The sequence below is a fragment of the Microbulbifer yueqingensis genome, assembly GCF_900100355.1.
Taxonomy (GTDB): Bacteria; Pseudomonadota; Gammaproteobacteria; order Pseudomonadales; family Cellvibrionaceae; genus Microbulbifer; species Microbulbifer yueqingensis.
Map to the genome: position 1 here is coordinate 177,863 of NZ_FNFH01000003.1, position 25,725 is coordinate 203,587.

Consider the following 25,725-nt stretch of genomic DNA (forward strand, 5'->3'; position numbering starts at 1 on the left):
CCCATCAAGTTACTTCAGCTTTCTTTACCTTCCGGCCCGCTGGCGCTCGATTTCTCAGCTCGACCGGGCAGTTCCAGGTCCGCAATCAGGGGCAGGTGATCCGAGGCCACCTGTGTCAGCTCGGTGCGGGGCACCACCACCTTGCTGACCTTCAGGCGCCGGCCGGTAAAAATATAGTCGATACGTGCTCGCGCCAGGCGACTGGGGAAGGTGCCCCGCGGGCGGTGGTTGGCCAGGTGCATCTGCGCGTCGTGCAACTGCTCGGAGAGCCGCTTGTGCTCTGCAGAATTCGGCAGGGCGTTGAAATCGCCCAGCAGCACCTTGTAGCCGCCGCACTCGGGGTGGCCGAGCCAGTCGGGCCCCAGCAGCGCATCGACCTGCCGCAGCCGCTCGGCCTTGCCCAGACCCAGGTGGGTATTGACGATGTGGACCTTCTCGCCATTGTGCTCTACCTCCACCCAGACCGCCCCGCGGGGTTCGTCCACAGTGGGAAGCAGGGAGCGCCTGGCTGCCTCCGGCGGCCCCGGCAATATGCCTTTTTTGACCACCCGCATCGGCAGCCGCGACAGGATGGCATCGCCGTAGCGCTCCTCTTCCAGGTTGATGGCGGGATGGAACTGGAAGTCCATCTCCAGGTAGCGCGCGATCCGCTCTGCCTGGTCGTCCCCGCCGCTGCGCGGCCGGCTGACGTCCAGCTCCTGCAGGGCTACCACGTCCGGCTGGTAACGGGCGATCACGCGGGCAATACGCCGGGCGGAATACTTGCCATCTACCCCCAGGCAGCTGTGCACGTTGTAGGTCATGACCCGCAGCGTCTTCGTCGCATGGGCCCGCGGAGTGGGTACCAGTACCAGCGGATGGTATAGCTCCAGGAATTCCTGGGCTGCCCGGCGCAGGTCCTCCGCGCGCCAGTATCCCTGTTCGGGGCGGCGGATATCCTTGGGCAGCAGGGCAAAGGCGTTGGTCTCGTTGGGACCGGGCCCGCCGTGGCTGCCGTTCTCCACCGCAAAGGTCATGGGTTTCTCGCCGGCACACCAGCCGCTCATGATGAAGTCGCCGGCATCGGGGTGGTGACAGAGTTGGGCGAGGTCCGCGGCTGTCTGCTCGGCAAACGGATGCTCGTCGCCCATCAGGCGCAGCCCGTCCCGGGGGAGTTCCACCGCGCCACCGCGCCACCAGCCGTGCACAGGGGTATCCTCTTCATCCGATGACCGGTAGAGCACCAGTGGCACCGCCGCGCGTTCGACGATCAGCCGTGCAATCTCCTGGCGCGGCGTACCATTGGTGCGCAGGTTGTAGAGCATGGCCACCGGCCCGAGTGCCGCCAGTGCCAGCGGCGATTCGGGCTCGGTCTCGCCCGGCTCGTCCCTGGGGATCATTTTCTCGATCCATTCACTGCCGAACATCCGCGCCCTTTCCAGCTGCACACCGCGCCGGCCGGTGCTGCGATAGCGGTCACTGTCGCCCGGCAGGTCGCGCAATGCCTCCGAGAGCGCCTCGCCGAGGCTGCGGCCGTGGCGTACCTCATAGGGCTCTGCCTGCTCCTGCCCGTGATCCGAGAAAATCCATACATCGTACTGGCGGTTTTCGGAACGGTGCGCGGCCCGCCAGATCCGAGCGATGGCGTCATCGATACCTTTCAGAACCCAGTGCGCGAAGGCGGAGTCAGGGCCGCGCCGGTGGGACTGCTCGTCGTAGCCGAGCAGGTTGACGTAGATGATGGGCAGGCCGCGGGCGATATCGATCTTGACGCCGAAGGTGCAGAGCTCGCGCATCAGGATGGTTACCGCGACGCGTGTCGGGATAAACATCAGTTCCCGCCAGAAGTCTTCGCCGTGGACGACCCCGCGAATGGAGTCGATGATGGCGAGCACAACCTCTATCACCAGAAGGGCCCCGGTGCGTATAAGGCCCCAGACGTTGCTCAGCAGGAGCAGCAGGACGGTGAGTGGGGACGCCTCGCGCAGCGCCGGTCCCCAGCCCCGCGACGCAGGGCAAAAGTGGGCCTCGCCGTCAGCGGCACCGGCGCGAAACAGGCTGAGGTAACAGCTGCCATCCTTGAGCAGGGGGTCATCTACCCTGGCTTCCAGCTTCTTCTCTACCGCGCAGGCGGCGTCGGGGTCATACATGCGCACCAGCTGGTCTGTATCGCGCATCATAAAACCGAATGCCGGCACAATGGCGCGCACGCCATAAAAGAGCTCCGCCTGCACCGCGGGAGTGGTGGAGGGCACACCCGGGAAAAGATGGTCCAGCTGGTAGTGTTCCTTGCGAATCAGCTTGCGCAGGAACGGCATGCGTTTCTTGGCCAGCGCCCTCTGCAACTGGGGATAGGCCAGGCCGTCGACCTGGATAAGAATCAGGCCGTGATCGGTGGGATGGCTTTCGCTGGTGGAAAGCTTGAGCAGCTTCGCCATCCAGGCACTGCGGCTGAAACGGCGGCGCAGGCGGCGCAGGCGAGTCTCTATACGGTCAAACATGACGCTGCTCTATCCCCTTCAGCGCCGTGGCGGTTGCCCGAAGGCGGCCCCGGCGGCGCTGGTCACCCCTTCGAAGATGTCCCACTGCGCCGCAATCAGGTTGCGCAGGCGCATCCATTGGGCGTAGACGGAATCGTCCAGCTGCCATCTTTTTTTCAACAGTGGGCGGTACAGTTCTAGTGCGTGGCTGGCGCAGCGTTCCATGGAGAACTGGCGTGCTGTTGCCAGGGCAGCGTCGCACAGGGCTCTTCTCTGGGGTGCCGGTTGCCGGTACAGCCAGTCAATGGCAGCGACAAATTCCGACCGGTCTTCGCGCTTGACGAGGCACCCGTTGACGCGGTCGCGCACGACTTCCCGGCAGCCATTGGCATCGAGGGCCACCACCGGCACCGAGGCGGCCATGGCCTCGGTGAGTACCATGCCCTGGGTCTCACTGGTCGAGGCAAACACAAAGGTATCCATTGCCGCATAGGCGTTTCTCTGCCTGCTGCCCTGGAGGGTGCCGGGCATATGCAGTCGGTCCGCCAGTCCCTGCGCCTCAAACAGCTTTTCGATGGCACTGCCGCTGGGACCGCTGCCGACAAGCAGGAAGTGCGCTTCGCGCTGCTCCTGCATGAAGTCCGCCACTGCCGCAGCGAGGAACTCGAGGTTCTTCTCCGGCGCCAGCCGACCCAGGTGGCCGAGCACATGCGCATCGGGGGGAATGCCCAACTCGGCGCGCATGGCGGCCCCGTCGCCGGGGAGATACTGCTCTTCACGCAGGCCGGTAGGCATTTCCTCGATCGGCGTGGTCACCCCGCGCTCCCGGAGGATGTCTGCAATGCTTTCACTGGGAGCGAAAACAAGGCTGGCGAGGTTGGCGTAGCGGGTGGCCAGTTCGATGACAAACCGTTTCAGTGCCTGTGAATCGGCGGGGACATAGTGGGTATAACGCTCGTAGAGGGTGTGGTGGGTGAACACCAGCGGCAGCTCCCGCGAGCGGGCTATGCGCACCGCTGTCATGCCGAGCAAAAATGGATGGTGGGAATGGACAATATCGGGCTGGAACTCATCGAGCCGTTCACTCAGGTGGGGGGAGAAGGGCAGGGCAACCGAGAAGTCACTGCCATTGAAATTCTGGATTGCATGGATTCGCACCACATCCTGCTCACCCTTCACGTACTGCGAAAACTCGGGCGCAACGATCAGTACCCTGTGGCCCCGGGCACGGTACTCCTCGGCGAAGGCCGCCACCGAACGGGCCACACCGCCCACGTGCGGAAGATAGGTATTGGTGAGCATCACGATGTTCACTGCGGGGTGAGCTCCACTTCCTGGCTGCCGGGTGGAACCCGCACCGGCGCGAAGCCGAGCGCCCGCACCTCGATTGGTGGCTCATCCCGGTGCCACTCCGCCATCCAGCTCACGCGCGGCGATGCGCCGGGAGCGACCTCGAGGGAGATACGCCCGAACCGGGTCAAGGCGGGGCCGAAGTGGATCGGGTGCGCCGACGCCTGGTCGGATAGCCACTCCGGTGGCAGGCCGGAGACCAGCACCAGGGTATCACCCTCCTCGCGCACAAAGCAGTTGCGCTGCATCGCTACCCATTCCGCCGCCGCCCAGGCGTGCTGGCCGTCGCCCATGCAACCACCGAAGGAGTGCGGGTGAATGGCCTCGGGCCACTGCCCGGTGGGTGAGGCCAGTTGTGCCACGTTCCGCATCAGTTCGACACAGCGGGCATCGCCGGCCCGCAACAGCAGCTGGGCGATATGCAGGGTGAGGTAGGCATTGATACCGGAGTGGATCATATCCTGGAAGAAACCGCCGCTGACAAAGCAGTTGTCCATCAGGAACTCCGCCAGGTCTAGCAGCCGCGGGTCGTCGGCGGGATAGAGATGCAGGGGGTAACCGGCTGCGACAGAGCCGATGGCGCCAGGGTCGAGTCGCCGGTTGGGGGACGCCGGCATGGCCGCCCGGCCCAGGCGTTCTGCTGCAGCGGCGAGACTCTCGTCGATGGTCTGCTGAAAATCCCGTGCCTGGCCGGCGAATCGGCTGCTGTCATTGTGCATGCCCTCGCGCTCACAGATGGCGGCGGCCGCGTGCAGTCCGCCCACGCCCCAGAAGTCATCCCAGTAATAGCAGTCATTGGGCCCCAGGTGTTCGGCGCTGAAGCCGGCCGGTAACAGTCCCCCGCAGCGGCTGCCGTCCTTCGGCAGCCGCTTGCTGTCGATCCAGCTGGCGCCGCGCAGCACCGGGTCGCGCCAGCCCTGCTTGAGCGGCTGGTTGGTAAGCTGGCAGAAGAGGTCAAAGATCCATAGCGCCTCGCCATTCGAGTCCCACTCGCCGTCCTGGGAGTGAAAGAATCCATCCCGTTTCTGCCGGTGCGGGAACTGGTCGAGGGCGCGTTCCGCGCGCTCGACCAGGCCGGCGTAGAGCAGTGACTGGATCATGAAGGCGGCATCCCTGAACCAGAAACGCTTGTAGGTATAGGGGCCGGGATAGACATCCTTCGGTGAGTGGAGGATCAGGGTGCGGATGGCGGCGTCATAGAGAAACTGGAGCTTTTCGTCGGGGATCGACATGGCGCAGTGGTTGGTCAGGGTATCGCCCCAGTGCAGGGGCGTTGGCGACCTGTGCTTTTCAGGCTTGAGCGGTATCCTGACTTCCACCGGCAGCGCCTGGCCCGGCTCGATGCGGAACATGGCCCCGGCGGTGGCCATCCCGACCTCGCACTCGCCGTGCGTGCGGCCACCTTCATCCTGCAAGTGCAGGAAGATATCGCCGTGATGGTAATCAGAGGCCAGGTGCCTCTCCAGCGCACGGTCGAATTCCACTGCGTACTTGTCCTCGATCAGCCAGTTGCGGCGATCATTGTCGAGGCGCACCTTGTGAACGAAACTCACGCCTTCGGGGTTGTAGGGACGCAAGGCAACAATCAGCCAACCTCCCGACGCACTCTCGGCCTGCAGGCGCAACCGGCAGTGCGCAGCGCCATCTTCCTGCTCGACAAATGCCCGGTTTTGCAGGCGCATGTCGGCGTGGGCGGTTTCTGTCAGCACACTGATATTTTCACCGAACTCCAGTTGCTGGCGACACTGGTCCAGCTTGGAGGGGAGCAGTTTTTCGCCGCGCGTATTCACCACCCAGGTATCTATCGACCAGCCGTCGTAATGGGGGGTAAGCAGGCCGCGGGGATCGATGACCGGCATTTCCTCGCAATCGGGCAGGCCTACCGCGGTCCAGTTGCGATGGCTCAGGTTGCAGTGGGTGATGGAGAATGCCCGGGGAATGAAGGAGCTGTCCAACGGGTCAAACTGGCGCTCCACCCAATAGGGCCACACCCAGTCGAGGTTGTGCTGGATAACCTTGCTGTTGATCAGGGCCCGTGCGTGGAAAATCACCCCGGCGCGCAGCAGCTCAATGGGCTCGGCGACCTCCGAAGGCTGGGCGAAGCGCTGCAGGTGCGCCATTACGGATAGCGGATCCAGGAACCCGTGAGAGGTGGCGAACTTGCGCACAAAGAAGCGCCACGGCAGCCATTTCATCCAGGGCATTACAGGTCCTCTCTGTCAATTTTCTGAGCCAGGGCGCGTCGCGCGATGCGCGTAATCCCAATCACGCCGATCACGGCGAGAACGAATCCGAGGCCGTAAAATGCCCACTGGACCGGGGTGCGCTCTGATTCCATGGCGCCAAGGGTAGCCAGGTCCGAGGCGATGGAGCCCAGGTAGACATTGTGCAGGCTGATCGGGATGATCCCGATGGCATTGCCGATGACAAAATCCCGCAGCCGCACCGGTGTCAGGCCGAAAAAATAGTTGGACAGCTTGAACGGGAACAGGGGCACCAGCCTTGTCAGCATCACGAGGCGCCACCCTTCATCCCTGATGACCTCACCGAGGTGGGGTGGGCGCATGTGCCCCATCAGCCATCGCGACGGTCGCGGACCAAACAGGTACCTGGCAATCAGGAACGCAATGGTGGCACCGAGAACGGTGCCGACAACCACAAATATGGTTCCCTTGACCACGCCGAAGACAAAACCGGCGCCCATGGTGAAAATGACTCCGGGCGCGAGTACCACGATTGCCAGGGCGATGATCAGTATAAACAACAGGCTCGCCTGCCAGCCCTGGCTTTCCAACCACTGCAGTAGTTCGATCAGCCGGTCATCCAGGTCAAAGTAGAGCAGCAGGCCCACGGCGATACCCACCACGATAGTGCTGAGGAGGATTATCCAGACCGGTGAGTATTTGACTGCCATAGGCTCGCTCAATCGGGCGCGCTAGTGTGGTTTTCGCGTTCTTCCACTAAGACTAGCCAAGTGACGGCTATTTTGTTTATCGCCTGGTGCCACGGGAGCACCAGAAAAGAGGCTGTTGTCGCCAGTATCTTGCAAACCGGCGTAACTTGCCTATATCTAGCCTACTTAACGGAGAAAGGTTTCCCCACGGGGACGGTCAAGGAAGATTCCATGGAATGGTCATTTTTGCGTGTGTTGCGTGTGTTGCGTGTGCTTGCTGTGGCAGGCAGTTTTGCTGCGTCCATAACGCCGCTTGCTTCCCTGGCCCAGGAGGACAAAGGGGAAGCTGAGGAGGAGGAAGAGTCCTTCGGGACATTCGGCGGCAACCTGATGTTTGCCACCGACTATATGTTCCGCAGTATTTCCAATTCCAACCTGGGGCCACAGGTCCAGGGGGACATGAACTGGTCTCATGACAAGGGCTTTTACGTCGGTGTCTGGGCATCCAACACGGATTTCGGCGGCCCCGGCAACAGCATGGAGCTCGACCCCTACATTGGGCTGGCAGGTAACTTTGGTGAGAGCAACTTCAGCTATGACATTGGTTACTGGTCATATAACTACCCCAAGTCACCCTTTGACCTGGACTATGGCGAAGTCTATGTCTACCTCACCTGGACCAAGGACAAGTTCTCGCTAACCCCGAGTGTCTGGTATGCCGACAACTACTTCGGCGAGGATTTCCTCGATGAGGTGTCGGCCCTGGCCTATGAGTTAACCCTGGCTTACGAGCTTCCCGACAATTTTTCCATATCTGTGCGGGTAGGGGAGCAGACCTTCGAAGACGCATTTGACAACCTGGACTATGTTTACTACGACCTCGGCATAGACTACTCGATCGAGGACTGGACTTTCGATTTGCGCTGGTATGACACCGATGGCATCGATCCATTCCTGGCCCGGCCAAAACTCGCAGACGGCGAGGTGGTGTTCAGTATCAATCGCAGCTTCTAGCATGCCCGCCTCGACCGCAGGCGCAGCCCGGATAATATGGGCCGGGCTGGCCGTTTGCTCGCCTGCGCCGGTTGTCCAAGTGTGTTTATTCCCGCCCGACTTTTCCTAAACTCAGTTGACCGGACCCTTTGACCTGCAGGAGAAAACCATGTCGGATTCAAGTGACCGACTCCTCTGGATACACGGTGAATATACTGCTCCCGCAGACGGGGAGTACTTCGAGACACTCAATCCCGCTACAGGTAAGGCCATCTGCAAGGTGGCCCAGGCCAGTAAGGAAGACGTAGACCGGGCGGTGGAATCCGCCAGGGAGGGGCAGGAGGCATGGGCAGCTATGAGTGGCGCCGAGCGCGGGCGCATACTCGTGCGCACTGCCCAGTTATTGCGCCAGAACTGCGATGAGCTGGCGCGGCTCGAATCGCTGGATGGCGGCAAGCCCATCGCCGAGACCCCGGAGGCCGACGTGGGCTCTGCGGCTGATTGCCTGGAGTTCTTCGGCGGCCAGGCGGCCTCGGTACAGGGGGAATACCAGGCGGTTCCCGGGGGCTTCTTTTATACGCGCCCGGAGCCTGTCGGCGTGTGCGCTGGAATCGGCGCCTGGAATTATCCCGTCCAGATAGCGGCCTGGAAATCTGCCCCGGCGCTCGCTGCAGGGAATGCAATGGTATTCAAGCCCGCCGAACTCACGCCCCTTTCCGCCCTACGCCTGGCCGAGCTGTTCAAGGAGGCCGGGTTGCCCGATGGCGTCTTCAATGTAGTGCCGGGGCTCTCTGACACCGGCAAGGCCCTGACTGCACATCCTGGCATTGCCAAGGTTTCCCTGACCGGAGGTGTGGAGACGGGCAAGGCAGTGATGCGCGCCGCGAGTGAGACCCTTAAACTCGTTACGCTCGAGCTTGGGGGCAAGTCGCCGCTCATAATCTTTGAGGATGCCGACCTGGACAACGCGGTCGGCGCCGCGATGCTCGGCAACTTCTACACCCAGGGCGAGATATGCACCAACGGTACCCGGGTCTTTGTGCATGAGTCGGTCAGGGAGAAGTTTGTCGAAAAGCTGGTGGCGCGAACCGAAAAACTGAAGCTGGGAGACCCGCTGGATCCGGATACCGATCTCGGCCCCCTGATCAGCCGCGACCACATGAATGGTGTCCTGGACTATATCGAAAAGGGCAAGAAGGAGGGTGGCAAGCTACTGACAGGGGGTGGCAGGGCCAAGGTAGAAGGGTTTCCGGACGGTAACTTTGTCCAGCCCACAATCTTCGACGGGCTCAGCGACGACATGACTATCGTGCAGGAAGAAATTTTCGGCCCGGTACTTTCGCTGCTCAGTTTCGACAACGAAGACGAGGTGCTGGAGCGGGCCAACCGCACGCACTTTGGCCTGGCGGGAGGGCTGTTTACCCGCGATGTGCAGCGCGCCCACCGGGTGGCGGCGAAGCTCGATGCGGGTATCGTTTGGGTCAACCACTACAACCTGACACCTGTGGAGATGCCCTTCGGTGGAATCAAGCAGTCCGGCATGGGCAAGGAAAACAGCCGCCGCGCCTTCGAATACTATACCCGCCTGAAGACCGTTTATGTCGCCGAGGGCGACGTGGATGCTCCTTACTGATCACGTACCATTAGGTGGCCGCACCGGCCTGCCGGAATCGGCAGGTCATTTCTCGAGCGGGCGTGCCGGGCTGCCCTCACGCTGGCTCTCATCCCAGCCCTGGGCCACATAGCTGTCCGCTGTTGAAGGCGTAAGCATGCCCTTGCCGCGGATATGGTCGGCGCCTTTCTCGCCGATCATGATTGTCGGCCCATTCAGGTTGCCGTTGGTCACCGTCGGCATGATTGACGAATCCACCACCCGCAGGTTCTCGATACCGTGGACGCGGCATTCCGGGTCCACCACCGCCATTTCATCTGTCCCCATCCGGCAGCTGCCCGCCGGGTGATAGGCGGTTTCCGCGGTTTCGGCCAGCCAGTTGTCGATCTCGTCATCACTCTGCACGTCTGGGCCGGGCGATACCTCGTCGCCGCGATAGGGATCCATGGCTGCCTGGGCGAAAATTTCGCGGGTGAAGTGCAGTCCCGCGCGAAAAGCCTGCTTGTCCTCTTCGCGGGAAAAGTAATTAAAGACCATTTCCGGCGCCTGGCGCGGGTCGGCCGACTTCAGTTTTACCCAGCCGCGGCTCAGCGGCTTGTTGCAGCCCAGGTGAACCTGGAACCCATGTCCCTCCACCGCGCTCGAGCCGTCATAGGCGATGGCACCGGCGAGGAAGTGATACTGGATGTCAGGCCACTTGAGCCCGGCACGGCTCCGGATATAGCCGTTCGACTCAAAGTGATTTGACGCGCCGAGCCCGCGCTTGAACAGCAGCCAGTTGATGCCGATCCAGGCCTTGCCCAGCGGTCCCAGCCAGCCATTCAGGGTGATGTCCTGCTTGCATTTCTGCTGCACCCAGACTTCCAGGTGGTCGTGCAGGTTCTGGCCCACGCCCGGCAGGTCATGCACCACGTCGATACCATGCTCCTTGAGATGCTCCGCCGGGCCGATACCCGAGAGCATCAGCAGCTTGGGCGAATTGAACGAGCTGGCCGAGAGAATCACCTCCCGGTTGGCGCGCGCGCGGAACGTCTTGCCGCCGTGTTCGTACTCGACACCGATCGCTTTCTTGCCCTCCATGATGATGCGCGTCGTGAGCGCATGCATCTTAAGTTCCAGGTTGCTGCGGTTCTGGGACGGCTTGAGATAGGCAAGGGCGGTGGAGCAGCGGACACCGTCGCGTACGGTCATGTCCATGCGCCCGAAGCCTTCCTGGCGATAGCCGTTGTAATCTTCTGTGTAGCCGTAGCCAGCCTGCTTGCCCGCCTCAATAAACGCGCGGTAGAGGGGATTCTGCATATTGTTGCCGTTACAGGTGGTCACCGGCCCGTCTTCACCGCGATACTCGTCCCCACCGTAGACACAGTCCTCCGAGCGCTTGAAGTAGGGCAGCACGTCGGCATAGCCCCAGCCCTCCGCGCCTTTCTCGACCCACTCGTCGTAATCGCCCTTGCAGCCGCGCACGTAGGCCATGCCATTGATCGAGGAAGAACCCCCGATGACTTTGCCGCGCGCCTGGTGAATCCGTCGCCCGTGTAGTCCCGGCTCCGGCTCGGTGTAAAACTCCCAGTCGAACTTTGGCATGCCCAGCGGAATCGAGAAGGCCGACGGCATCTGGATATAGATGGAGTTGTCCTTGCCGCCGTACTCCAGTAACAGCAGGCTGGTGTCCTTGTCTTCGGTCAAGCGGCTGGCGACCACTGAGCCGGCGGAACCGGCCCCTACCACGATGTAGTCGAATGTCTGGTCGAAGGATTCGGTATTCATCAACACTCCCTAGGTCGGACCCGGCTCGTCCTGGTCGCCGGGAGACGGCGCACCCAGTTCGCGACGTTTGAACAGGTATTGCAGGTGGGCCTCGAAGTGGTCGATGATATCCCCGATTACCTGGTCGCGGGTGTAGCCCATCAGGTCGTAGGTAAGCCCGCCCTCACGCAGGTGGGGTTCCAGTCGGTAATAGGTGGAGCGCGGTTTCTCGGCACGCACGGTAAAGCTTGGCATCGAGCACTCCCGCGGCCAGACCTGGTAGGTGAAGTTGACCTCCTCCTTCAGGCCCACGTCGAGTCGCAGGTGAAGGTTGTCGCCCTTCTCCCCGGAGATCTCCACCGGATAGTCCTCTTCTTCGAGCTCTTCCTTCACTGCCTCAAATGCGGGTCGGATGGTTTCCTCTATAAACTCTTCCACCTGCTTCCTGCTGGGAAAGCTGACCGCCCGCGAAAGCCTCTGCACCCAGTTGGCGCGGTCCTCGCCGCCCATGGTACGGCCGGAGAGCTGGCCGGAAAGTGCAGCCTGCACACTGGTGGCCTTGAGGCCCTCGAGGTGCAGCGCCTTGGTCAGACCGAACATCATCAGGATAAGCACGAAAGCAAAAGGCAGTCCCATGATGACTACAGCACTCTGCAGGGCCGAGAGCCCATCGGTCATCAACAGCGCCAGTGTGACGATACCGATGATCACCGCCCAGAGGACACGCATCCACGGCGGGGCATCGTGATTGGGATCCGTGAGGCGGCTGGTCAGGTTCGATAGCACCAGGGAGCCCGAGTCGCCGGAGGTGGTAAAGAAGACTATGGCGAGAATGGTGACCACAATAGTGGTGACGATTGTCCAGGGCATCTGCTCGAGGAACAGGTAGATTGCCGAACCCGGATTGTTTACTGCCTTCTCGGCGAACTCGGTGGCGCCACCCATCACCAGGTCGATGGCGGAGTTACCCATGATCGCCATCCAGGCACACATAAACAGGAATGGCAGTATCAGGGTGCCCGACACGAAGGCGCGAATCGTGCGTCCCCTCGAGATCCGCGCCAGGAACAGTCCGACGAACGGGCCCCATGCGATCCACCAGGCCCAGAAGAAGATGGTCCAGGCATTGAGCCATTCCGTGGGCGGGTCGAAGGCGTAGGTGTTGAATGACAGGTCGACGAAATTCTGCAGGTAGTCGCCCATATTGGTGACAAATGCGTTCAGCAGGAAGCGCGTTTCACCGGCGAACAGTATGAACAGTAATAGCACCACGGCCAGCAACATGTTGAACTCGGAGAGGCGGCGGATGCCTTTTTCCACCCCGGTCCATGCAGAAATCGCGGCGAATACCACGATGATCGTGGCCAGCGCGGCCTGCGTCATCGTGCCTTCGGGAATGCCAAACATGTAATTGAGACCAAAGTTCAGCTGGATAATGCCGATCCCCAGGCTGGTGGCCACACCAAACACGGTACCAAGCACTGCGGCGATATCCACCGTATGCCCGATGGGCCCATAAATCCGTTTCCCAAACAGCGGATAGAGGGCTGAGCGAATTGTGAGGGGCAGGCCGTGGCGGAAGCTGAAATACGCGAGGGACATGCCTACCAGCGTATAGACCCCCCAACCGGATAGTCCCCAGTGCAGGAACGTGAGGGCCATTGCCCGGCGTGCCGCGTCCTCGGTCTGGCCCTCTCCCACCGGTGGTTCCATGAACTGGGTGACCGGCTCGACGATACAGTAGAAAATCAGGTCGATGCCGATGCCTGCCGCGAACAGCATGGCGGCCCAGGTAATCAGGGGAAATTCCGGTTCGGAGTGCGCCGGCCCCAGTTTGATATCGCCGTACTTGGAGGCAGCGATAAAGATCACGAAGATCAGGTAGACGACCACCGCGATAAAGTAGAACCAGCCGAAACTGCCAGAGATCCAGCCCAGCACCCCGTTGAGGTAGGTGCCGGCCTGCTCGGTGAAAATCATCGCCCAGAGAGAAAAAACGACGATGCCTATTCCCGAAGTGGCAAAAACAATCCACTTGATCTTGGCCTCTTCGGGAGAAGCCTTGGAGCTCTCCAGCGAGGGTTTGGATTCGTGCATGGGAGTCACCCAGAGTTTTCAGTGACTAGAGCATAGACTATCCGGGAGTGGCTGGTCGCAAGTGGGGCGGGGCTTCCGGTGCCTGGGGCCCACTGGTGTATGACGCTCCGCCCCACGTCAGGGCGGCGGTTTTTCGCTTCCTGATTGAGGATCGGAGATAGGGGGTGCTGCGTGTCCCAGGCTGGCTGATATGTGGAACTGGACGCAGGTTAGGGCAGGTGTGTGGTGGGGCAGGGGTGCGCTTCGGTGCGCTCGCTGGTCTCCGGGCTGGCGCCCTGCGAGTCGAACCGGGTTTCTCATCCAGGTCTCCCCCAACCCCATATAAAAAAACCGGCATGGCGCCGGGTTTCTTTATATGGCGGTGGGGCAGGGATGCGCTTCGCTGTGCTCGCGGCTCTCCGGGCTGGCGCCCTCCGAGTCGAACGGGGGTTCTTATCCGGGTCCACCCCAGCACCATATAAAAAAACCCGGCACGAGGCCGGGTTCTTTTATATGGCGGTGGGGCAGGGATTCGAACCCTGGGACCTGTTACAGTCAACGGTTTTCAAGACCGCCGCTTTCGACCACTCAGCCACCCCACCAAATTGTCCGGCGCATTATACCGACGTGGTTGCCGGGTACAAGGGCGTGGGCAATTTTTTTAGGAACTTCAATAGGTTAGCTGCAATTTTGAACAGCGTCCGGGGATGGAAGGCCTGCGTGGTGGCAGGCCTTCCTCCCGATCAGCTCGCCTCGGCGGAGCTGTCGCTCTCGTCGTTTGCCTGGGGTGCCTCGCGAGCGACGCGCGGGTCGTTGGCCGGGCGGGCGAGGGCGCGGGGCTGGTGCTCGATGGCGGCCGGCCTGGAGGTGTCCAGCGGCTGCTTGAGCCCCATATCGCGCTGCTCGGTGACGATCGCCAGTTCACCCAGCGGGCGAGGGTTGACCCGGGGATCATTGCTGGCGCGACCGGGTGCGGTGGCGGCAGGTGTCGCTACCGCGGCTGCTTCCTCCGCTACCGGCTCGGCTGCTGCTTCTTCTTCCTGGGGAGCGCTTTCGGCAACGGCTTCTTCCGCCGGTTGACGTTCCTTGCCGACAGTGGGCTCTTGCGGAGCTTCTGCGGCAGGCTTTTGCTCTTCCTGCTCAGGTTGCTGTTGCGTTTCCGGGGCTGCCTCTTTCACTGCTTCTTGCGGCTGGCGAGGCTCTTCCTTCTGCGCGGGAGCGGCTTCCTCTGCAGCGGTGGCAGGCTCAGCCGGAGGAGTCTCTTCCTTCGGCGCTGACACAGCCGGTTTCTCACCTGCAGTCGGTGCCTGTTCACCCTGCGGCTTTTCGGTTGCAGCTGCAGCCTGTTCGGCCTGGGGCTTTTCACCGGCTGCTTCCGGCTCGCGCTTGCGACGGGCCTTCTTCTCCACCTCGCCGGTCTCGCCCGCCTCGGCCTTGCGGCGGGGCTTGCGGGTGGCTTCTTCAGCAGAAGCGGCTTGACCTGTTGCGGTCGTGGATGACTCTTTCGCCGCTTGCGTTTCGGCTTCCGCGGGCTGCGCCTGCTCTGCTTTCTCGGCTGCAGGTGCGGCCTCTTGTGCCGCAGTGGTGGTTTCTGCTGGCTTGGGCTGCCTGTCCGCAGACTTCTTCGCTTCGCCTTCGGCTTCGTCGATAGCCTCGTTGACCTCGCGGTTCAGCTCCTCCTGTCCCTGGGCCACGGCGGCAGCAGCAGCGTTCTCGCCGCGACGGCCGCGACGGCGGGCCTGCGGACGACCGCGTACATTGCTCGGGCGGCGCTGCGGGCGCTCGCGGCTTTCAGGCTCGGCTTCGGTTGCCGGGCTTTCAGCCTGTTCGGCGGTAGTTGACTGCTCTGCAACCTGCTGGCCTTCCTCGCGACGGCGACGACCCTCACCGCCACGGCGGCGGCGGCGACGGCGCTGCGGGCGCTCGGCACCCTGTGCTTCGTCGCGCTTGGCGGCACCTTTCTCCTCGCGCTTCTCCTCACGCTGCTCTTCGCGCTTCGCCTCGCGCTTGTCTTCGCGCTTTTCCGCCTGCTTGCGGGCCTGTTTGTCCTCGCGCTTGGACTCCGGGCGATCGTCCTCACGGCGCCGTCCGCCGCGGCCGGAGCGGCCACCGCGGTTACCGCGCTGGCCCCGGCCGCGCTTCTCGTAAGTCTTGCCGCGATCCTTGGTTTTCTTGTGCTTCTTCTTGCCCTTGTCTTCTTCTTCTCCGGAGAAGAGGGCGCTGATGGCACTGATCAGGCGGCTGATGAGTCCGGGCTGCGGCTTTGCAGCCGGCGCAGGGGCCGCTGCCGGGGTCGGCGTCGGGGCCGGCGCGGTATGGGCGAGCTGCTGTACAGCCGGCTGGGCCGGTGCGCGCATCGGCTCCTCGTCCCTGTCGGCAGCTTCCTCGAGGGTGCCGGAAATCTTGTAGGAAGTTTCCAGGGTGGCGGTTTCGTCGTCGCGCAGCCGCTGGACCTCGAAGTGGGGAGTCTCCAGATCGGCGTTGGGCACTACCACCACGCGGGTGTTGTTGCGCGACTCGATCTGGGAGATCGCCTTGCGCTTCTCGTTCAGCAGGTAGGTGGCCACATTCACCGGGCAGATTGCGCGGATCTCCGCACTCCGCTCTTTCTTGGCCTCTTCCTCTACCAGGCGGAGGATGGACAGGGCCAGTGACTTGGTCCCGCGAATGGTGCCCTGGCCACTACAGCGCGGGCAGACGCGGAAGGTTGTTTCGCCGAGCGAGGGGCGCAGTCGCTGGCGCGACATCTCCAGCAGGCCGAAACGTGAAATGCGTCCGATCTGGACCCGGGCCCGGTCCATGCTGAGGGCCTTGTCCATGCGCTTCTCGACTTCGCGCTGGTTGGACTTGCTCTGCATGTCGATAAAGTCGATCACCACCAGGCCGCCCATGTCGCGCAGCCGCAGCTGGCGGGCGATCTCGTCCGCTGCCTCCAGGTTGATGGAGCGGGCGGTCTCCTCAATGTCGCCGCCCTTGGTGGCACGGGAGGAGTTGATATCGATGGAAACGAGCGCTTCGGTGACGTCGATGACGATGGAGCCACCGGAAGGCAGTTTTACCTCCCGCTCAAACGCCGTCTCGATCTGGCTTTCAATCTGGTAACGATTGAACAGCGGGATGGCGTCCTCGTAGTACTTTACCTTGCTGGCATAGTGGGGCATGACCTGGCGCGCGAATTCGGCAGCCAGTTGGTAGGCACCCTTGTCGTCAACAATGACTTCACCGATATCGTCGCGCATGTAGTCGCGAATGGCGCGGATGATGACGTTACTTTCCTGGAACAGGAAGTGCGGCGCCTTGGAGTCATCGGCTTCTGTCTTGATCGCATCCCACAGCTGCAGCAGGTAGTTCAGGTCCCACTGCAGTTCCTCGCCGCTACGGCCTACGCCGGCGGTGCGTACAATAATGCCCATGCCGGAAGGCACTTCCACGCTGGACAGGGCATCGCGAAGCTCGGAGCGCTCGTCGCCCTCAATGCGGCGGGAGATGCCGCCGGCGCGGGGGTTGTTTGGCATGAGCACCAGGTAGCGGCCGGCGAGGCTGATGAAGGTGGTGAGGGCAGCGCCCTTGTTGCCGCGCTCTTCCTTGTCCACCTGGACGATGACTTCCATCCCCTCCTTGACCACGTCCTTGATCTTGACGCGGCCGTCGATGTCCTTGGGCTGCTTGCTGAAGTATTCGCGGGAGATTTCCTTGAGGGGCAGGAAGCCGTGGCGCTCCTCGCCGTAATCGACGAAGGCCGCTTCCAGGGAGGGTTCTACGCGGGTGATTTTTCCCTTGTAGATATTGGCTTTCTTTTGCTGGCGGGTGCGGTTTTCGATATCCAGGTCGTAGAGCCACTGGCCATCGACCAGGGCTACGCGCAACTCTTCGGGCTGAGTTGCGTTGATCAGCATTCTCTTCATGCGTGTCTAATGTCCTTGCGTTGCACAAAGGCAAGACACTGAAGTCGCAGGCTTGTTGTAGGGTGCCACGTGGCAGCCACGCGGTCGTGCAGGGAAAGGGGGGATGGCCCGCTGCCCGGTGGGGCAGGGTCGCATCGACCCGGCAGTCACACTGCGATACCTTTGGCAGCCCGCAACGGGCGGTGCTGCCATTTCGACCTCCGGCGCCTCGTGCCCAGTCTCTGGACAGGGCGCCGCCCGCCGGGCAGTGGCATATACCACTGCAGGCGGAACCGCCTTCTTTAAGGGTTCGTGTTACCTGCGAACCCGGCGGCGGGGATTACTTTTGTCTTCCGGCTCTGTAATTTCCGGCTTGTGGCCGGGCCCCTTCATCTATGTAGTTGTGTCGTCCGGGAGTCCTGGTCTTCGCCTCCCGGAGGGCCAGTTCGATCGCTGGCCTGCTGTTACAGAGTGGGACGTAAAGTGTCCTGAGTCGTTTCTTTCAAGCGCTGCGGGCCTCAGCCCGTCTTACCTTCGCGATAAATACCCGCCGGTTTGGCGGGAGTCGAAGGCCGACGAGGCGCCCTCTACTTTCTGGTGATGGGCCCCACCTCGTCGACAGAGTTTTGTTGATGTCGCGGATGTCCGCGCACCGGCCGATTGGCGGTATTTTCTCTTGAGCGATGCCTGAGCTCACAGCATGGGGAGCCGCGCATCGCCGAAAACCAGCCCAATTCAAGCCGCTCGAATATAGCACGAGGTCGATGCCGCTTCAATTGCGCCTGTGGTACCGCTATCATGCGCCCATGCGAAGTAATCACCCCTCCGATGAGGCCCCAGCGGCTTCCAAGTCCCCCGGTAACGGGTCTCCTGGCGTTCAGTTCCTTACGGTTCCGGCTGAACTGGCTGGTCAGAGAATCGACAATTTTCTGCAGGCGCGGCTGAAAGGCGTGCCGCGCTCACGTGTCTACCGCATCCTGCGGAAGGGAGAGGTGCGCGTCAACAAGGGGCGCGTAAAGGCGGAATACCGGCTGAGAGCCGGGGACGTCGTGCGCGTGCCGCCAATCCGCACGACGGAGCAGGCTCCGCCGGCAGTTGCGGGGGAATCCCTGCGCAACCTGGTGCAGGCATCCATACTTTATGACGACAATGGCCTGCTGGTGATCAATAAGCCGGCCGGACTGGCAGTGCATGGTGGCAGCGGGGTGCGGCTCGGGTTGATCGAGGTCCTGCGACAGATGTTTCCCGGCAGCCCTTTCATTGAGCTGGTTCATCGGCTCGACCGGGATACCAGTGGCGCCATTATGGTGGCTCGCAAGCGCTCCGTGCTCCAGCACGTGCAGGCGGAACTGCGCGCGGGCAGGGTGGGCAAGTCCTACCTGGCTCTGGCCAGCGGCAAATGGCCGCGGGGACGGAAGCTCGTTGAGGCCCCGCTGCGGAAGAATACCCTCAAGAGCGGGGAGCGCATGGTTTCGGTGGCCCCGGACGGCAAGCCATCGCAGACCCGCTTCCAGGTCCTTGAGCGCTTTAGTGGCGCGACCCTGGTCGCTGCCGAGCCGGTGACCGGGCGGACGCACCAGATCCGGGTGCATGCGCAGTTTGTGGGTTGCCCGCTGGCGGGCGATGTGAAATACACACCGGACGAGGAAAACCGCCGTTTTCGCGGGCTCGGGTTGAAGCGCTTGTTCCTCCATTCAGCGAGCGTTTCCTGCTCCCTGCCGAGCGGGGAGGTGGTGAAGGTGGCGGCGCCGCTCCCGGAGGAGCTCGAATCCGTCCTCGCGGCACTGCGCCAGGGTTGATCCGGTAGTAGTTGGTAAGTTTTGGATCAAGGCAGGTAACTGGGATGCTGGTAATTCTCGATTGGGACGGAACCGTCTGCAACTCCGCGGAGCGTATCATCCACTGCATGCAGCGGGCGGCCGAGAGGGCCGGCCTGCCGGTGCTCAACCCCGAGGCCATCGGCAATATTATCGGCCTCGGCCTCCCGGAGGCGGTGGCCAGCCTGTTCCCCGAGGCTGCCAGTGACCAGCGACAGCGGGTGCGAGAGCTCTACTCGGAAGAGTGGCTGGCGGCGCGGGGCGAGCCGCTGCCCCTTTTCGAGGGGGTTCTGCCGACGCTTGACCGGCTGCTCGGTGGCGGCCACCAGCTGGCGGTAGCCACTGGCAAGAGCCGGCGGGGCCTGAACCGCGAGCTGGGTGAGCGAGGGCTGGGGGATCTCTTCGTGGCCAGTCGCTGTGCCGACGAAACCGCCTCCAAGCCACATCCCCGGATGCTGGAAGAGATCCTGCTGGAGGTGGGCTGTCCCGCCGGGGAGGCGGTAATGGTGGGGGACACGGTCTACGACCTGGAGATGGCCGCGGCGCTGGAAATGCCCTCCATCGGCGTGAGTTACGGTGTGCACGAGCCGGACAGGCTCAGGGCCTGGAAGCCGCAGGCCATTATCGACGAGTTTCCCCAGCTGCTGGAGTGGCCGCCGCTGGTTCCGTGACGGGTTCAGTCCGTTGCGGCCGGCCCCAGGACATCGATATCGAACTGCCGCAGCATGCTTATCAGTCGAATTAATGGAAGGCCGATCAGGGAATTGTAGTCAGTCCCTTCCATTTTTTCGAAAAGAGCGATGCCCAACCCTTCTACTTTGAATGATCCGGCACAGTCGACCGGGTTTTCCTGTTCGACGTAATAGCGGATCTGGTCTTCCCGCAGGCTGCGGAACACGACATCAAACTGCTCCACTTCGGCCAGTTGGCGGCCGGAAGTTGCGTCCAGCACGCTCACCCCGGTGTGGAAGTGCACTCTCTTGCCACTGCAGGCCATCAGCTGTTCTACGGCGCGCTCAGGGCTGCCGGGCTTCCCCAGGGTTCTGCCGCCGCATTCGGCCACCTGGTCGGAGCCGATAATGATGCCCTGCGGGAAGCGCTCGGCCAGCGCGAGAGCTTTCTGTCTCGCCAGCCTTGCTGCCAGGTCCCGTGCGGGCTCGCCCTCCAATGCTGCTTCATTTATATGGGGGGAGGCGCTTTCGAAGGTAAGGCCAAGCTGGTTGAGCAGGGCGCGGCGGTACTGTGAGCTGGAGGCTAGAATCAGGGGGTGGGCCATGATGACGGGCTCTCCACGAGTGGCTCGGAATAAAGGTGCACGGCGGCGAGTTTGAGGCTGCTGATTTGTTTTGACAAGGGTGGGGCGAGTCCATAGAATTGCGCGCTTATGTCGATACCCCCCTCTAAATCAGAGCTGCCGCGGCGCCTGGATGCCCGCAAGCTGGCCCAGCGCGAGCAGCAGCTGTCGGGCACTCTGCCCGCGACCGGGCTCGAGCGTGTGGCAGGCGTGGTAGAGTCTGTCGCAGGAGATGTCCGGGCGACCCTGGATTTCAGCAGGGACCTGGAGGGGCACTTTACGGTGACCGGGCAACTCGACGGCGAGGTTAAGCTGCTGTGCCAGCGCTGCCTGCAGCCGATGCCTGCGCCGCTGGAGTGCAGTTTCCAGTGGGGTATTGTCTGGTCCGAGGAGCAGGGCAAGGCGCTGCCCAAGGAATTGGATCCAGTGATTCAGGACAGCGATGAGCTGGACCTGTACGAAGCACTGGAAGATGAGATTTTGCTCAACCTGCCCATGGTGGCCTACCACGATGAGGAGTGCGTCGCCAGCGAGCACTTCCGCGCCGGGGAAGAGCCTGCAGGGGAGGATGAGCAGCGTGAAAACCCCTTTAAAGTGCTGGAACAGTTGAAGGGTTCGTCGGGCAAGTCTTAGTCGACTCCCGCCGAGTTAGGGCTCGCCGGTAGGCGCCCCGGTTCCAGTGTAACTTGTTGATTTTAGGAGCAAGCCATGGCTGTTCAAAAAAGCAAAAAGACCCGTTCCCGTCGCGGTATGCGTCGTTCCCACGACGCCCTCGGTGCTGGTGCGGCTCTGTCCGTCGATCCGACAACCGGTGAAAAGCACCTTCGTCACCACGTGACCAAAGACGGCTTCTACCGCGGTCGCAAAGTGATCGAAGTCGGCGGCTCTGAAGAAGAGTAAGTCTTGTCCAGCCAATTGCGATTGGCCGTGGATGCGATGGGCGGGGACTTAGGTCCCCGCTCTGTCGTTCCGGCCTGTGTCAGATTCCTCCAGAGGTTTCCAGGTGCTGAGCTGAAGCTGTTCGGCCCCCATGACCTCCTCTCCAGCCTCCTTACCGAGCAGCAAAAATCCTCCCTCGCCACCAGGTTGCAGTTGGTCGACTGCGAGCAGGAGATTACGCAGGAATGTAACCCGATCCAGGCGGTGCGCCACAAGCGAGATTCGTCGATGGGGCGGGCGCTGCAGGCACTTGCCGACGGGCAGGTCCAGGCGGTGGTCAGTTCCGGTAATACCGGTGCGTTACTGGCGCTGTCCCGAAGTATTCTCGGTACTATCGATGGTGTCCGGCGCCCGGCACTGGGCAAGTCGGTGCCAACCGAGCGAGGCTCCTGCTTCCTGCTCGACCTGGGTGCGAATATCGGCTGCAGCGCGGAAGACCTGTTGCAGTTCGCGCGGATGGGTATCGAGGCCCAGAGGGTTCATGCGGACAAGTGCGAGCTGAAGGTGGCGCTGCTGAACATTGGTGCCGAGGCCCACAAGGGTACCGAGGAAATTCGCCGGGCGGCCGAGTTGTTTGAGTCCGACCCGGAGATCAATTACGCGGGTTTTGTCGAGGGGCACGATATCTTCACCGGCTGCGTGGATGTCGTCGTCTGCGACGGCCTGCTCGGCAACGTTGCCATGAAGTCGGCCGAGGGCGTCATTAGACTGATGGGTCAAAAAGCGTTTACGATTGAGGACAAGACGCCTTTCAAGCGCTTTTTTGGCCAGTTAGCCATAAAGCTGTTGCGAAAATGGCGTACACAGGTGGAGCCCTCCCGCTATAATGGCGCCAGCTTTTTAGGGGTGAAGGGCAATGTGATCAAGAGTCATGGTGGTGCCAGCAGTGAGGCATTTTACCGGGCGATGATCACTGCCAAAGAGTGTGCCGACGCGGACCTCGCCGCCCGACTGGGTGACGCCATGGCAAGGTTGCAGGCGCGCGTCTCTCACCAGTAACGCAACCAGGTGTAAGGATGTCCCATGACCAATGCAAGGCTCGCATTCGTCTTTCCCGGCCAGGGGTCCCAGCAAATAGGCATGCTGGCCGAGGCTGCGGCTGAATTTCCCGAGATCCGGTCTACTTTCTCTGAGGCGTCCGATGTGCTCGGTTACGACCTCTGGGAACTCTGCCAGCGCGGTGAGCAGGCAGACATCAACCTGACCGAGCGAACCCAGCCCCTCCTGCTGACGTCGAGCGTGGCCCTGTATCGGGCCTGGTGCGCCCGGGGTGGTGCGCGCCCGGCGCTGATGGCCGGTCACAGCCTGGGCGAGTGGTCGGCGCTTGTCTGCTCCGGCACCCTGGCCTTCGTGGATGCCGTGCGCCTGGTGCGGGAGCGCGGCAGGCTGATGCAAGAGGCGGTTCCGGCCGGTGAGGGCGCCATGGCTGCGGTAATCGGCCTGGACGATGCAGCGGTGGAGAAGGCCTGTAGCGAGGCGGCGGAAGATGAGGTTGTGGCAGCGGTCAACTACAACTCTCCCGGCCAGGTGGTAATCGCCGGCAGCAAGGCCGCGGTCGATCGTGCGATCGAGAACTGCAAGGCCGCCGGCGCCAAGCGCGCCATGCCGCTGCCGGTAAGTGCCCCATTCCATACCGAACTGATGCGCCCTGCAGCGGAAAAGCTCGCCCCCCAGATCGAGCAGGCGGAGTTCCATGTGCCGGAAATCCCCGTGATACACAATGTCCATGCGCGCAGGGAACTGGATCCCGTGGCCATCAAGGCCCTGATGGTCGAGCAAATCTACAGTCCCGTGCGCTGGACTGCCTGCGTGCAGGAGATGTCCAGGGACGGTATCGATCAGCTGGTTGAATGTGGTCCCGGCAAGGTGCTGGCCGGCCTGGCCAAGCGTATCGATCGCAGCCTGAGCTGCCACAACATCGAAACTCCGGCGCAGCTCAATGAGGCTGCGCTGGCAACCGCTGGATAGGCGAACCTGGAGTAGTAATGACAATAACAACGTCCCTGAATGACAAAGTTGCGCTGGTCACTGGCGCGAGCCGCGGGATCGGTGCAGCTATCGCCGACACCCTGGGCAGTCTCGGAGCTATCGTAATCGGCACCGCCACCAGCGAGGCGGGTGCGGAAAAGATAAGCGCGCGCCTGGCGGAGAAGGGTGTAAAAGGCGCAGGCAGAGTTCTGGATGTCACCAGCGCTGACAGCCTGGCGGCGCTGCTGGCCAGCGTAAAGGAAGAGTTCGGCGCGCCGACCATCCTCGTCAACAATGCCGGCATCACCAAGGATAACCTGCTGATGCGTATGAAAGACGAGGAGTGGGCATCGGTGATCGACACCAACCTGAGCGCCGTCTATCGCGTGACCAAGGCCTGCCTGCGGGATATGACCAAGGCTCGCTGGGGGCGTATCATCAATATCAGCTCGGTAGTTGGCAGCATGGGCAATGCGGGCCAGAGCAACTACGCGGCCACCAAGGCCGGGGTGGCCGGCTTTGGTCGCTCCCTTGCCGCCGAGGTGGGTTCCCGCGGCATCACGGTGAACACCGTGGCGCCCGGCTTTATCGATACCGATATGACCCGCGTGTTGCCGGAAGAGCAGCGCGAGGCGTTGATGGGCAAGATACCGCTGGGCCGCCTGGGTCAGCCGGAAGAGATTGCCTCTGTTGTCGCATTTTTGGCCAGCGATGCCGGCGGCTACGTCACCGGTGAAACGATCCACGTAAATGGCGGCATGTATATGGCTTGAGCATTTTCTCAGAAAATGTTCATAACAGATTGAAAAACAAAGAGTTTGTAGGGTAGCTTGGGGTTGGTCCCGGCGGTGCATTACATCCCGTGGAAATCAGGGTACAATGCCGCCTCGCATTAACCATAAGCTGTGTGAGCTGGTCGTTATATCCGCATGAATCAGCGGTTGGGAACAATAACGACTAATAACAGATTTTCATCCACTAGGAGTTAAATTGAATCATGAGCAGCATTGAAGAACGCGTCAAAAAGATCGTTGCTGAACAACTGGGCGTTAAGGAAGAAGACGTAAAGCCTGAAGCCTCTTTTGTTGAAGATCTGGGCGCTGATTCACTCGACACAGTTGAGCTGGTAATGGCCCTGGAAGAGGAATTCGAGACCGAAATTCCGGACGAGGAAGCGGAGAAAATCACCACCGTCCAGCTCGCGATTGATTACATCAAGGAGAACCTTGGTTAATCCGAGCCGGATGGAAATAGGCTAGGGCGGTGTAGAGCCGTCCCTTGCCGCACGAATATTGCGAGAGCCGTTCTATGTTGCATAGTACGGCTCTCCTTTTATTGCGAACAAGGAAATGTGACTGCCGGATTGATCTCCGTCGGTAAGCCGTACGTAAACAGTCCGCCAGTGCAGCAGAGATTTTCGGGGGAACAAGAGTGTCACGCAGAAGAGTTGTCGTAACCGGCATGGGTATGGTGAGTCCACTGGGCAATACCGTGGATGAGACCTGGTCGGCTGTTCTCGCTGGTACCAGCGGTGCCGCGCCGATTGAATCTTTTGATGTCTCCGCTTTTTCCACCCGCTTTGCGGCTACCGTGAAGGATTTTGACCCGACACCGTATATGCCTGCGAAGGAAGCGCGGAAGATGGATGTGTTCCTCCAGTTTGGCATGGTGGCGGGCATCCAGGCCATTGAGGACAGTGGTCTCGAAGTCAGCGAAGAGGATGCGCCGCGCATGGGCGCCTGCATCGGTTCCGGCATGGGAGGCATTGCCGCGATCGAGGAAAACACCAAGCTGATCGCTGAAAAGGGGCCCCGCCGGGTTTCCCCTTTCTTCGTTCCCGGAGCCATCATCAATATGGTGGCCGGTAACCTGTCGATCAAATACGGCCTGAAAGGGCCAAACCTGTCCACTACCACCGCCTGCACCACGGGCACACACGCCATCGGCCTGGGCCTGCGCACCATCCAGTATGGCGACGCGGACGTGATGGTCTGCGGCGGTGCTGAAATGGTGACTACCCCGGTAGGACTGGGTGGATTTTGCGCTGCGAGAGCACTGTCTACCCGCAATGACGATCCTGTGGCCGCCAGTCGCCCATGGGACCGGGATCGCGATGGCTTCGTCCTGGGGGAGGGCGCCGGCGTACTGGTGCTGGAAGAGTACGAGCGCGCGAAGGCCCGCGGGGCGAAGATCTATGCCGAGCTGACCGGCTTCGGTATGAGCGGTGACGCCCACCATATGACGTCCCCGCCCGAGGATGGTGCCGGTGCGGCCCTGTCAATGCGCAATGCGCTGGGTGATGCCAGGCTGGCTCCGGGGAACGTACAGTACATCAATGCCCACGGTACTTCGACGCCGCTGGGGGACAAGGCCGAGATCGCGGCCGTCCGGTCTGTCTTCGGTGCAGAGGCCGGAGAGCTTGCGGTGAGCTCCACCAAATCGATGACCGGGCACCTGCTCGGCGCCGCCGGAGCCATCGAGGCGATCTTCTCGGTTCTCGCCCTGCGCGACCAGGTGGCCCCTCCCACCATCAACCTCGAGAATGTGGATGAAAGCTGTGGCGGTATCAATCTGGTGCCGGCAGAGCCCCAGAAGTTAACGATAGACTCGGTCCTGTCGAACTCATTCGGGTTCGGGGGCACCAATGGCTCGCTTGTATTCGGGCGTGTCTGATCTCGCCCGCCCCGCTGCCAG

General features: G+C 62.0%; 19 protein-coding genes and 1 tRNA gene. 11 read left to right on the plus strand and 9 right to left on the minus strand.

Annotated features, from left to right (window positions below; translation table 11 throughout):
- Positions 1-14: 14 nt before the first annotated feature.
- From BLT26_RS07995 to BLT26_RS08010, 4 genes are read right to left on the minus strand one after another with little or no spacing between them, the layout of a single operon-like run.
- Positions 15-2,480, minus strand: coding sequence for an endonuclease/exonuclease/phosphatase family protein (locus BLT26_RS07995; protein WP_091511721.1), 2,466 nt, complete (start codon positions 2,478-2,480; stop codon positions 15-17).
- 18 nt (positions 2,481-2,498) lie between these two features.
- Complete coding sequence (locus tag BLT26_RS08000; protein ID WP_091511724.1) at positions 2,499-3,773, minus strand: glycosyltransferase; 1,275 nt, start codon at positions 3,771-3,773, stop codon at positions 2,499-2,501.
- Positions 3,770-6,013, minus strand: a complete 2,244-nt coding sequence (locus tag BLT26_RS16480) for a glucosidase family protein (RefSeq protein WP_091511727.1) — start codon at positions 6,011-6,013, stop codon at positions 3,770-3,772. Before BLT26_RS16480 ends, BLT26_RS08000 begins: the two co-directional genes overlap by 4 nt.
- Positions 6,013-6,723: a TVP38/TMEM64 family protein gene (locus tag BLT26_RS08010; RefSeq protein ID WP_091511731.1), complete on the minus strand. Its 711-nt coding sequence runs from the start codon at positions 6,721-6,723 to the stop codon at positions 6,013-6,015. Before BLT26_RS08010 ends, BLT26_RS16480 begins: the two co-directional genes overlap by 1 nt.
- Positions 6,724-6,933: 210 nt before the next feature.
- Here BLT26_RS08010 and BLT26_RS08015 point away from each other — a divergent pair, with 210 nt between their 5' ends.
- Together BLT26_RS08015 and betB are read left to right on the plus strand one after the other, a co-directional pair.
- On the plus strand, positions 6,934-7,716 hold the full coding sequence (locus BLT26_RS08015; protein ID WP_091511735.1) for a TorF family putative porin: 783 nt from the start codon (positions 6,934-6,936) through the stop codon (positions 7,714-7,716).
- A 148-nt stretch (positions 7,717-7,864) separates the two neighbouring features.
- Positions 7,865-9,328 carry a betaine-aldehyde dehydrogenase gene (betB, locus tag BLT26_RS08020; RefSeq protein WP_091511739.1) on the plus strand — a complete coding sequence of 488 codons (1,464 nt, stop codon included), beginning with the start codon at positions 7,865-7,867 and terminating at the stop codon, positions 9,326-9,328.
- 45 nt (positions 9,329-9,373) lie between these two features.
- Here betB and betA read toward each other — a convergent pair whose 3' ends face one another.
- The 4 genes from betA to rne all read right to left on the minus strand — a co-directional run bounded on the left by betA (position 9,374) and on the right by rne (position 17,034).
- Positions 9,374-11,074: a choline dehydrogenase gene (gene betA, locus BLT26_RS08025; RefSeq protein WP_091511743.1), complete on the minus strand. Its 1,701-nt coding sequence runs from the start codon at positions 11,072-11,074 to the stop codon at positions 9,374-9,376.
- A gap of 9 nt (positions 11,075-11,083) precedes the next feature.
- A complete protein-coding gene (betT, locus tag BLT26_RS08030) occupies positions 11,084-13,150 on the minus strand; it encodes a choline BCCT transporter BetT (protein WP_091511746.1) in 2,067 nt (688 codons plus the stop codon).
- Positions 13,151-13,643: 493 nt separating this feature from the next.
- A tRNA-Ser gene (locus BLT26_RS08035) sits at positions 13,644-13,731 on the minus strand.
- Positions 13,732-13,872: 141 nt separating this feature from the next.
- On the minus strand, positions 13,873-17,034 hold the full coding sequence (gene rne, locus BLT26_RS08040; RefSeq protein WP_091511750.1) for a ribonuclease E: 3,162 nt from the start codon (positions 17,032-17,034) through the stop codon (positions 13,873-13,875).
- Positions 17,035-17,819: 785 nt separating this feature from the next.
- Here rne and rluC point away from each other — a divergent pair.
- Complete coding sequence (rluC, locus tag BLT26_RS08045) at positions 17,820-18,812, plus strand: 23S rRNA pseudouridine(955/2504/2580) synthase RluC (RefSeq protein WP_091511753.1); 993 nt, start codon at positions 17,820-17,822, stop codon at positions 18,810-18,812.
- 44 nt (positions 18,813-18,856) lie between these two features.
- Positions 18,857-19,501 (plus strand): HAD-IA family hydrolase, encoded by a 645-nt coding sequence (locus BLT26_RS08050; protein ID WP_091511758.1) that lies wholly within the window; start codon positions 18,857-18,859, stop codon positions 19,499-19,501.
- A 5-nt stretch (positions 19,502-19,506) separates the two neighbouring features.
- On the opposite strand, the gene BLT26_RS08055 is transcribed toward BLT26_RS08050, so the two are convergent.
- Positions 19,507-20,106, minus strand: coding sequence for a Maf family protein (locus BLT26_RS08055; protein WP_091511762.1), 600 nt, complete (start codon positions 20,104-20,106; stop codon positions 19,507-19,509).
- A gap of 108 nt (positions 20,107-20,214) precedes the next feature.
- Here BLT26_RS08055 and BLT26_RS08060 point away from each other — a divergent pair, with 108 nt between their 5' ends.
- From BLT26_RS08060 to fabF, 7 genes are all read left to right on the plus strand, one after another.
- The gene (locus tag BLT26_RS08060; protein ID WP_091511765.1) at positions 20,215-20,757 is read left to right on the plus strand and encodes a YceD family protein; all 543 of its coding nucleotides are present in this window, start codon (positions 20,215-20,217) and stop codon (positions 20,755-20,757) included.
- Between the two features lie 75 nt (positions 20,758-20,832).
- A complete protein-coding gene (gene rpmF / locus BLT26_RS08065; protein ID WP_091511768.1) occupies positions 20,833-21,024 on the plus strand; it encodes a 50S ribosomal protein L32 in 192 nt (63 codons plus the stop codon).
- Between the two features lie 3 nt (positions 21,025-21,027).
- A complete protein-coding gene (gene plsX / locus BLT26_RS08070) occupies positions 21,028-22,062 on the plus strand; it encodes a phosphate acyltransferase PlsX (protein WP_091511772.1) in 1,035 nt (344 codons plus the stop codon).
- A 24-nt stretch (positions 22,063-22,086) separates the two neighbouring features.
- Positions 22,087-23,031: an ACP S-malonyltransferase gene (fabD, locus tag BLT26_RS08075; protein WP_091511775.1), complete on the plus strand. Its 945-nt coding sequence runs from the start codon at positions 22,087-22,089 to the stop codon at positions 23,029-23,031.
- 17 nt (positions 23,032-23,048) lie between these two features.
- On the plus strand, positions 23,049-23,804 hold the full coding sequence (fabG, locus tag BLT26_RS08080) for a 3-oxoacyl-ACP reductase FabG (protein WP_091511778.1): 756 nt from the start codon (positions 23,049-23,051) through the stop codon (positions 23,802-23,804).
- A 224-nt stretch (positions 23,805-24,028) separates the two neighbouring features.
- On the plus strand, positions 24,029-24,265 hold the full coding sequence (gene acpP / locus BLT26_RS08085) for an acyl carrier protein (protein ID WP_067080870.1): 237 nt from the start codon (positions 24,029-24,031) through the stop codon (positions 24,263-24,265).
- Positions 24,266-24,462: 197 nt separating this feature from the next.
- Entirely contained in the window at positions 24,463-25,704 is a 1,242-nt protein-coding gene (gene fabF, locus BLT26_RS08090; protein WP_091511782.1) for a beta-ketoacyl-ACP synthase II, read from the plus strand.
- The last annotated feature ends 21 nt before the right edge of the window (positions 25,705-25,725 follow it).

Coding starts and splice junctions, on each gene's coding strand:
- BLT26_RS07995 (WP_091511721.1), bottom strand. CDS start 2,480: ATGTTTGACCGTATAGAGACTCGCCTGCGCCGCCTGCGCCGCCGTTTC.
- BLT26_RS16480 (WP_091511727.1), bottom strand. CDS start 6,013: ATGCCCTGGATGAAATGGCTGCCGTGGCGCTTCTTTGTGCGCAAGTTC.
- BLT26_RS08010 (WP_091511731.1), bottom strand. CDS start 6,723: ATGGCAGTCAAATACTCACCGGTCTGGATAATCCTCCTCAGCACTATC.
- BLT26_RS08015 (WP_091511735.1), top strand. CDS start 6,934: ATGGAATGGTCATTTTTGCGTGTGTTGCGTGTGTTGCGTGTGCTTGCT.
- betB (WP_091511739.1), top strand. CDS start 7,865: ATGTCGGATTCAAGTGACCGACTCCTCTGGATACACGGTGAATATACT.
- betA (WP_091511743.1), bottom strand. CDS start 11,074: ATGAATACCGAATCCTTCGACCAGACATTCGACTACATCGTGGTAGGG.
- betT (WP_091511746.1), bottom strand. CDS start 13,150: ATGCACGAATCCAAACCCTCGCTGGAGAGCTCCAAGGCTTCTCCCGAA.
- rne (WP_091511750.1), bottom strand. CDS start 17,034: ATGAAGAGAATGCTGATCAACGCAACTCAGCCCGAAGAGTTGCGCGTA.
- rluC (WP_091511753.1), top strand. CDS start 17,820: ATGCGAAGTAATCACCCCTCCGATGAGGCCCCAGCGGCTTCCAAGTCC.
- BLT26_RS08050 (WP_091511758.1), top strand. CDS start 18,857: ATGCTGGTAATTCTCGATTGGGACGGAACCGTCTGCAACTCCGCGGAG.
- BLT26_RS08055 (WP_091511762.1), bottom strand. CDS start 20,106: ATGGCCCACCCCCTGATTCTAGCCTCCAGCTCACAGTACCGCCGCGCC.
- BLT26_RS08060 (WP_091511765.1), top strand. CDS start 20,215: ATGTCGATACCCCCCTCTAAATCAGAGCTGCCGCGGCGCCTGGATGCC.
- rpmF (WP_091511768.1), top strand. CDS start 20,833: ATGGCTGTTCAAAAAAGCAAAAAGACCCGTTCCCGTCGCGGTATGCGT.
- fabD (WP_091511775.1), top strand. CDS start 22,087: ATGACCAATGCAAGGCTCGCATTCGTCTTTCCCGGCCAGGGGTCCCAG.
- fabG (WP_091511778.1), top strand. CDS start 23,049: ATGACAATAACAACGTCCCTGAATGACAAAGTTGCGCTGGTCACTGGC.
- acpP (WP_067080870.1), top strand. CDS start 24,029: ATGAGCAGCATTGAAGAACGCGTCAAAAAGATCGTTGCTGAACAACTG.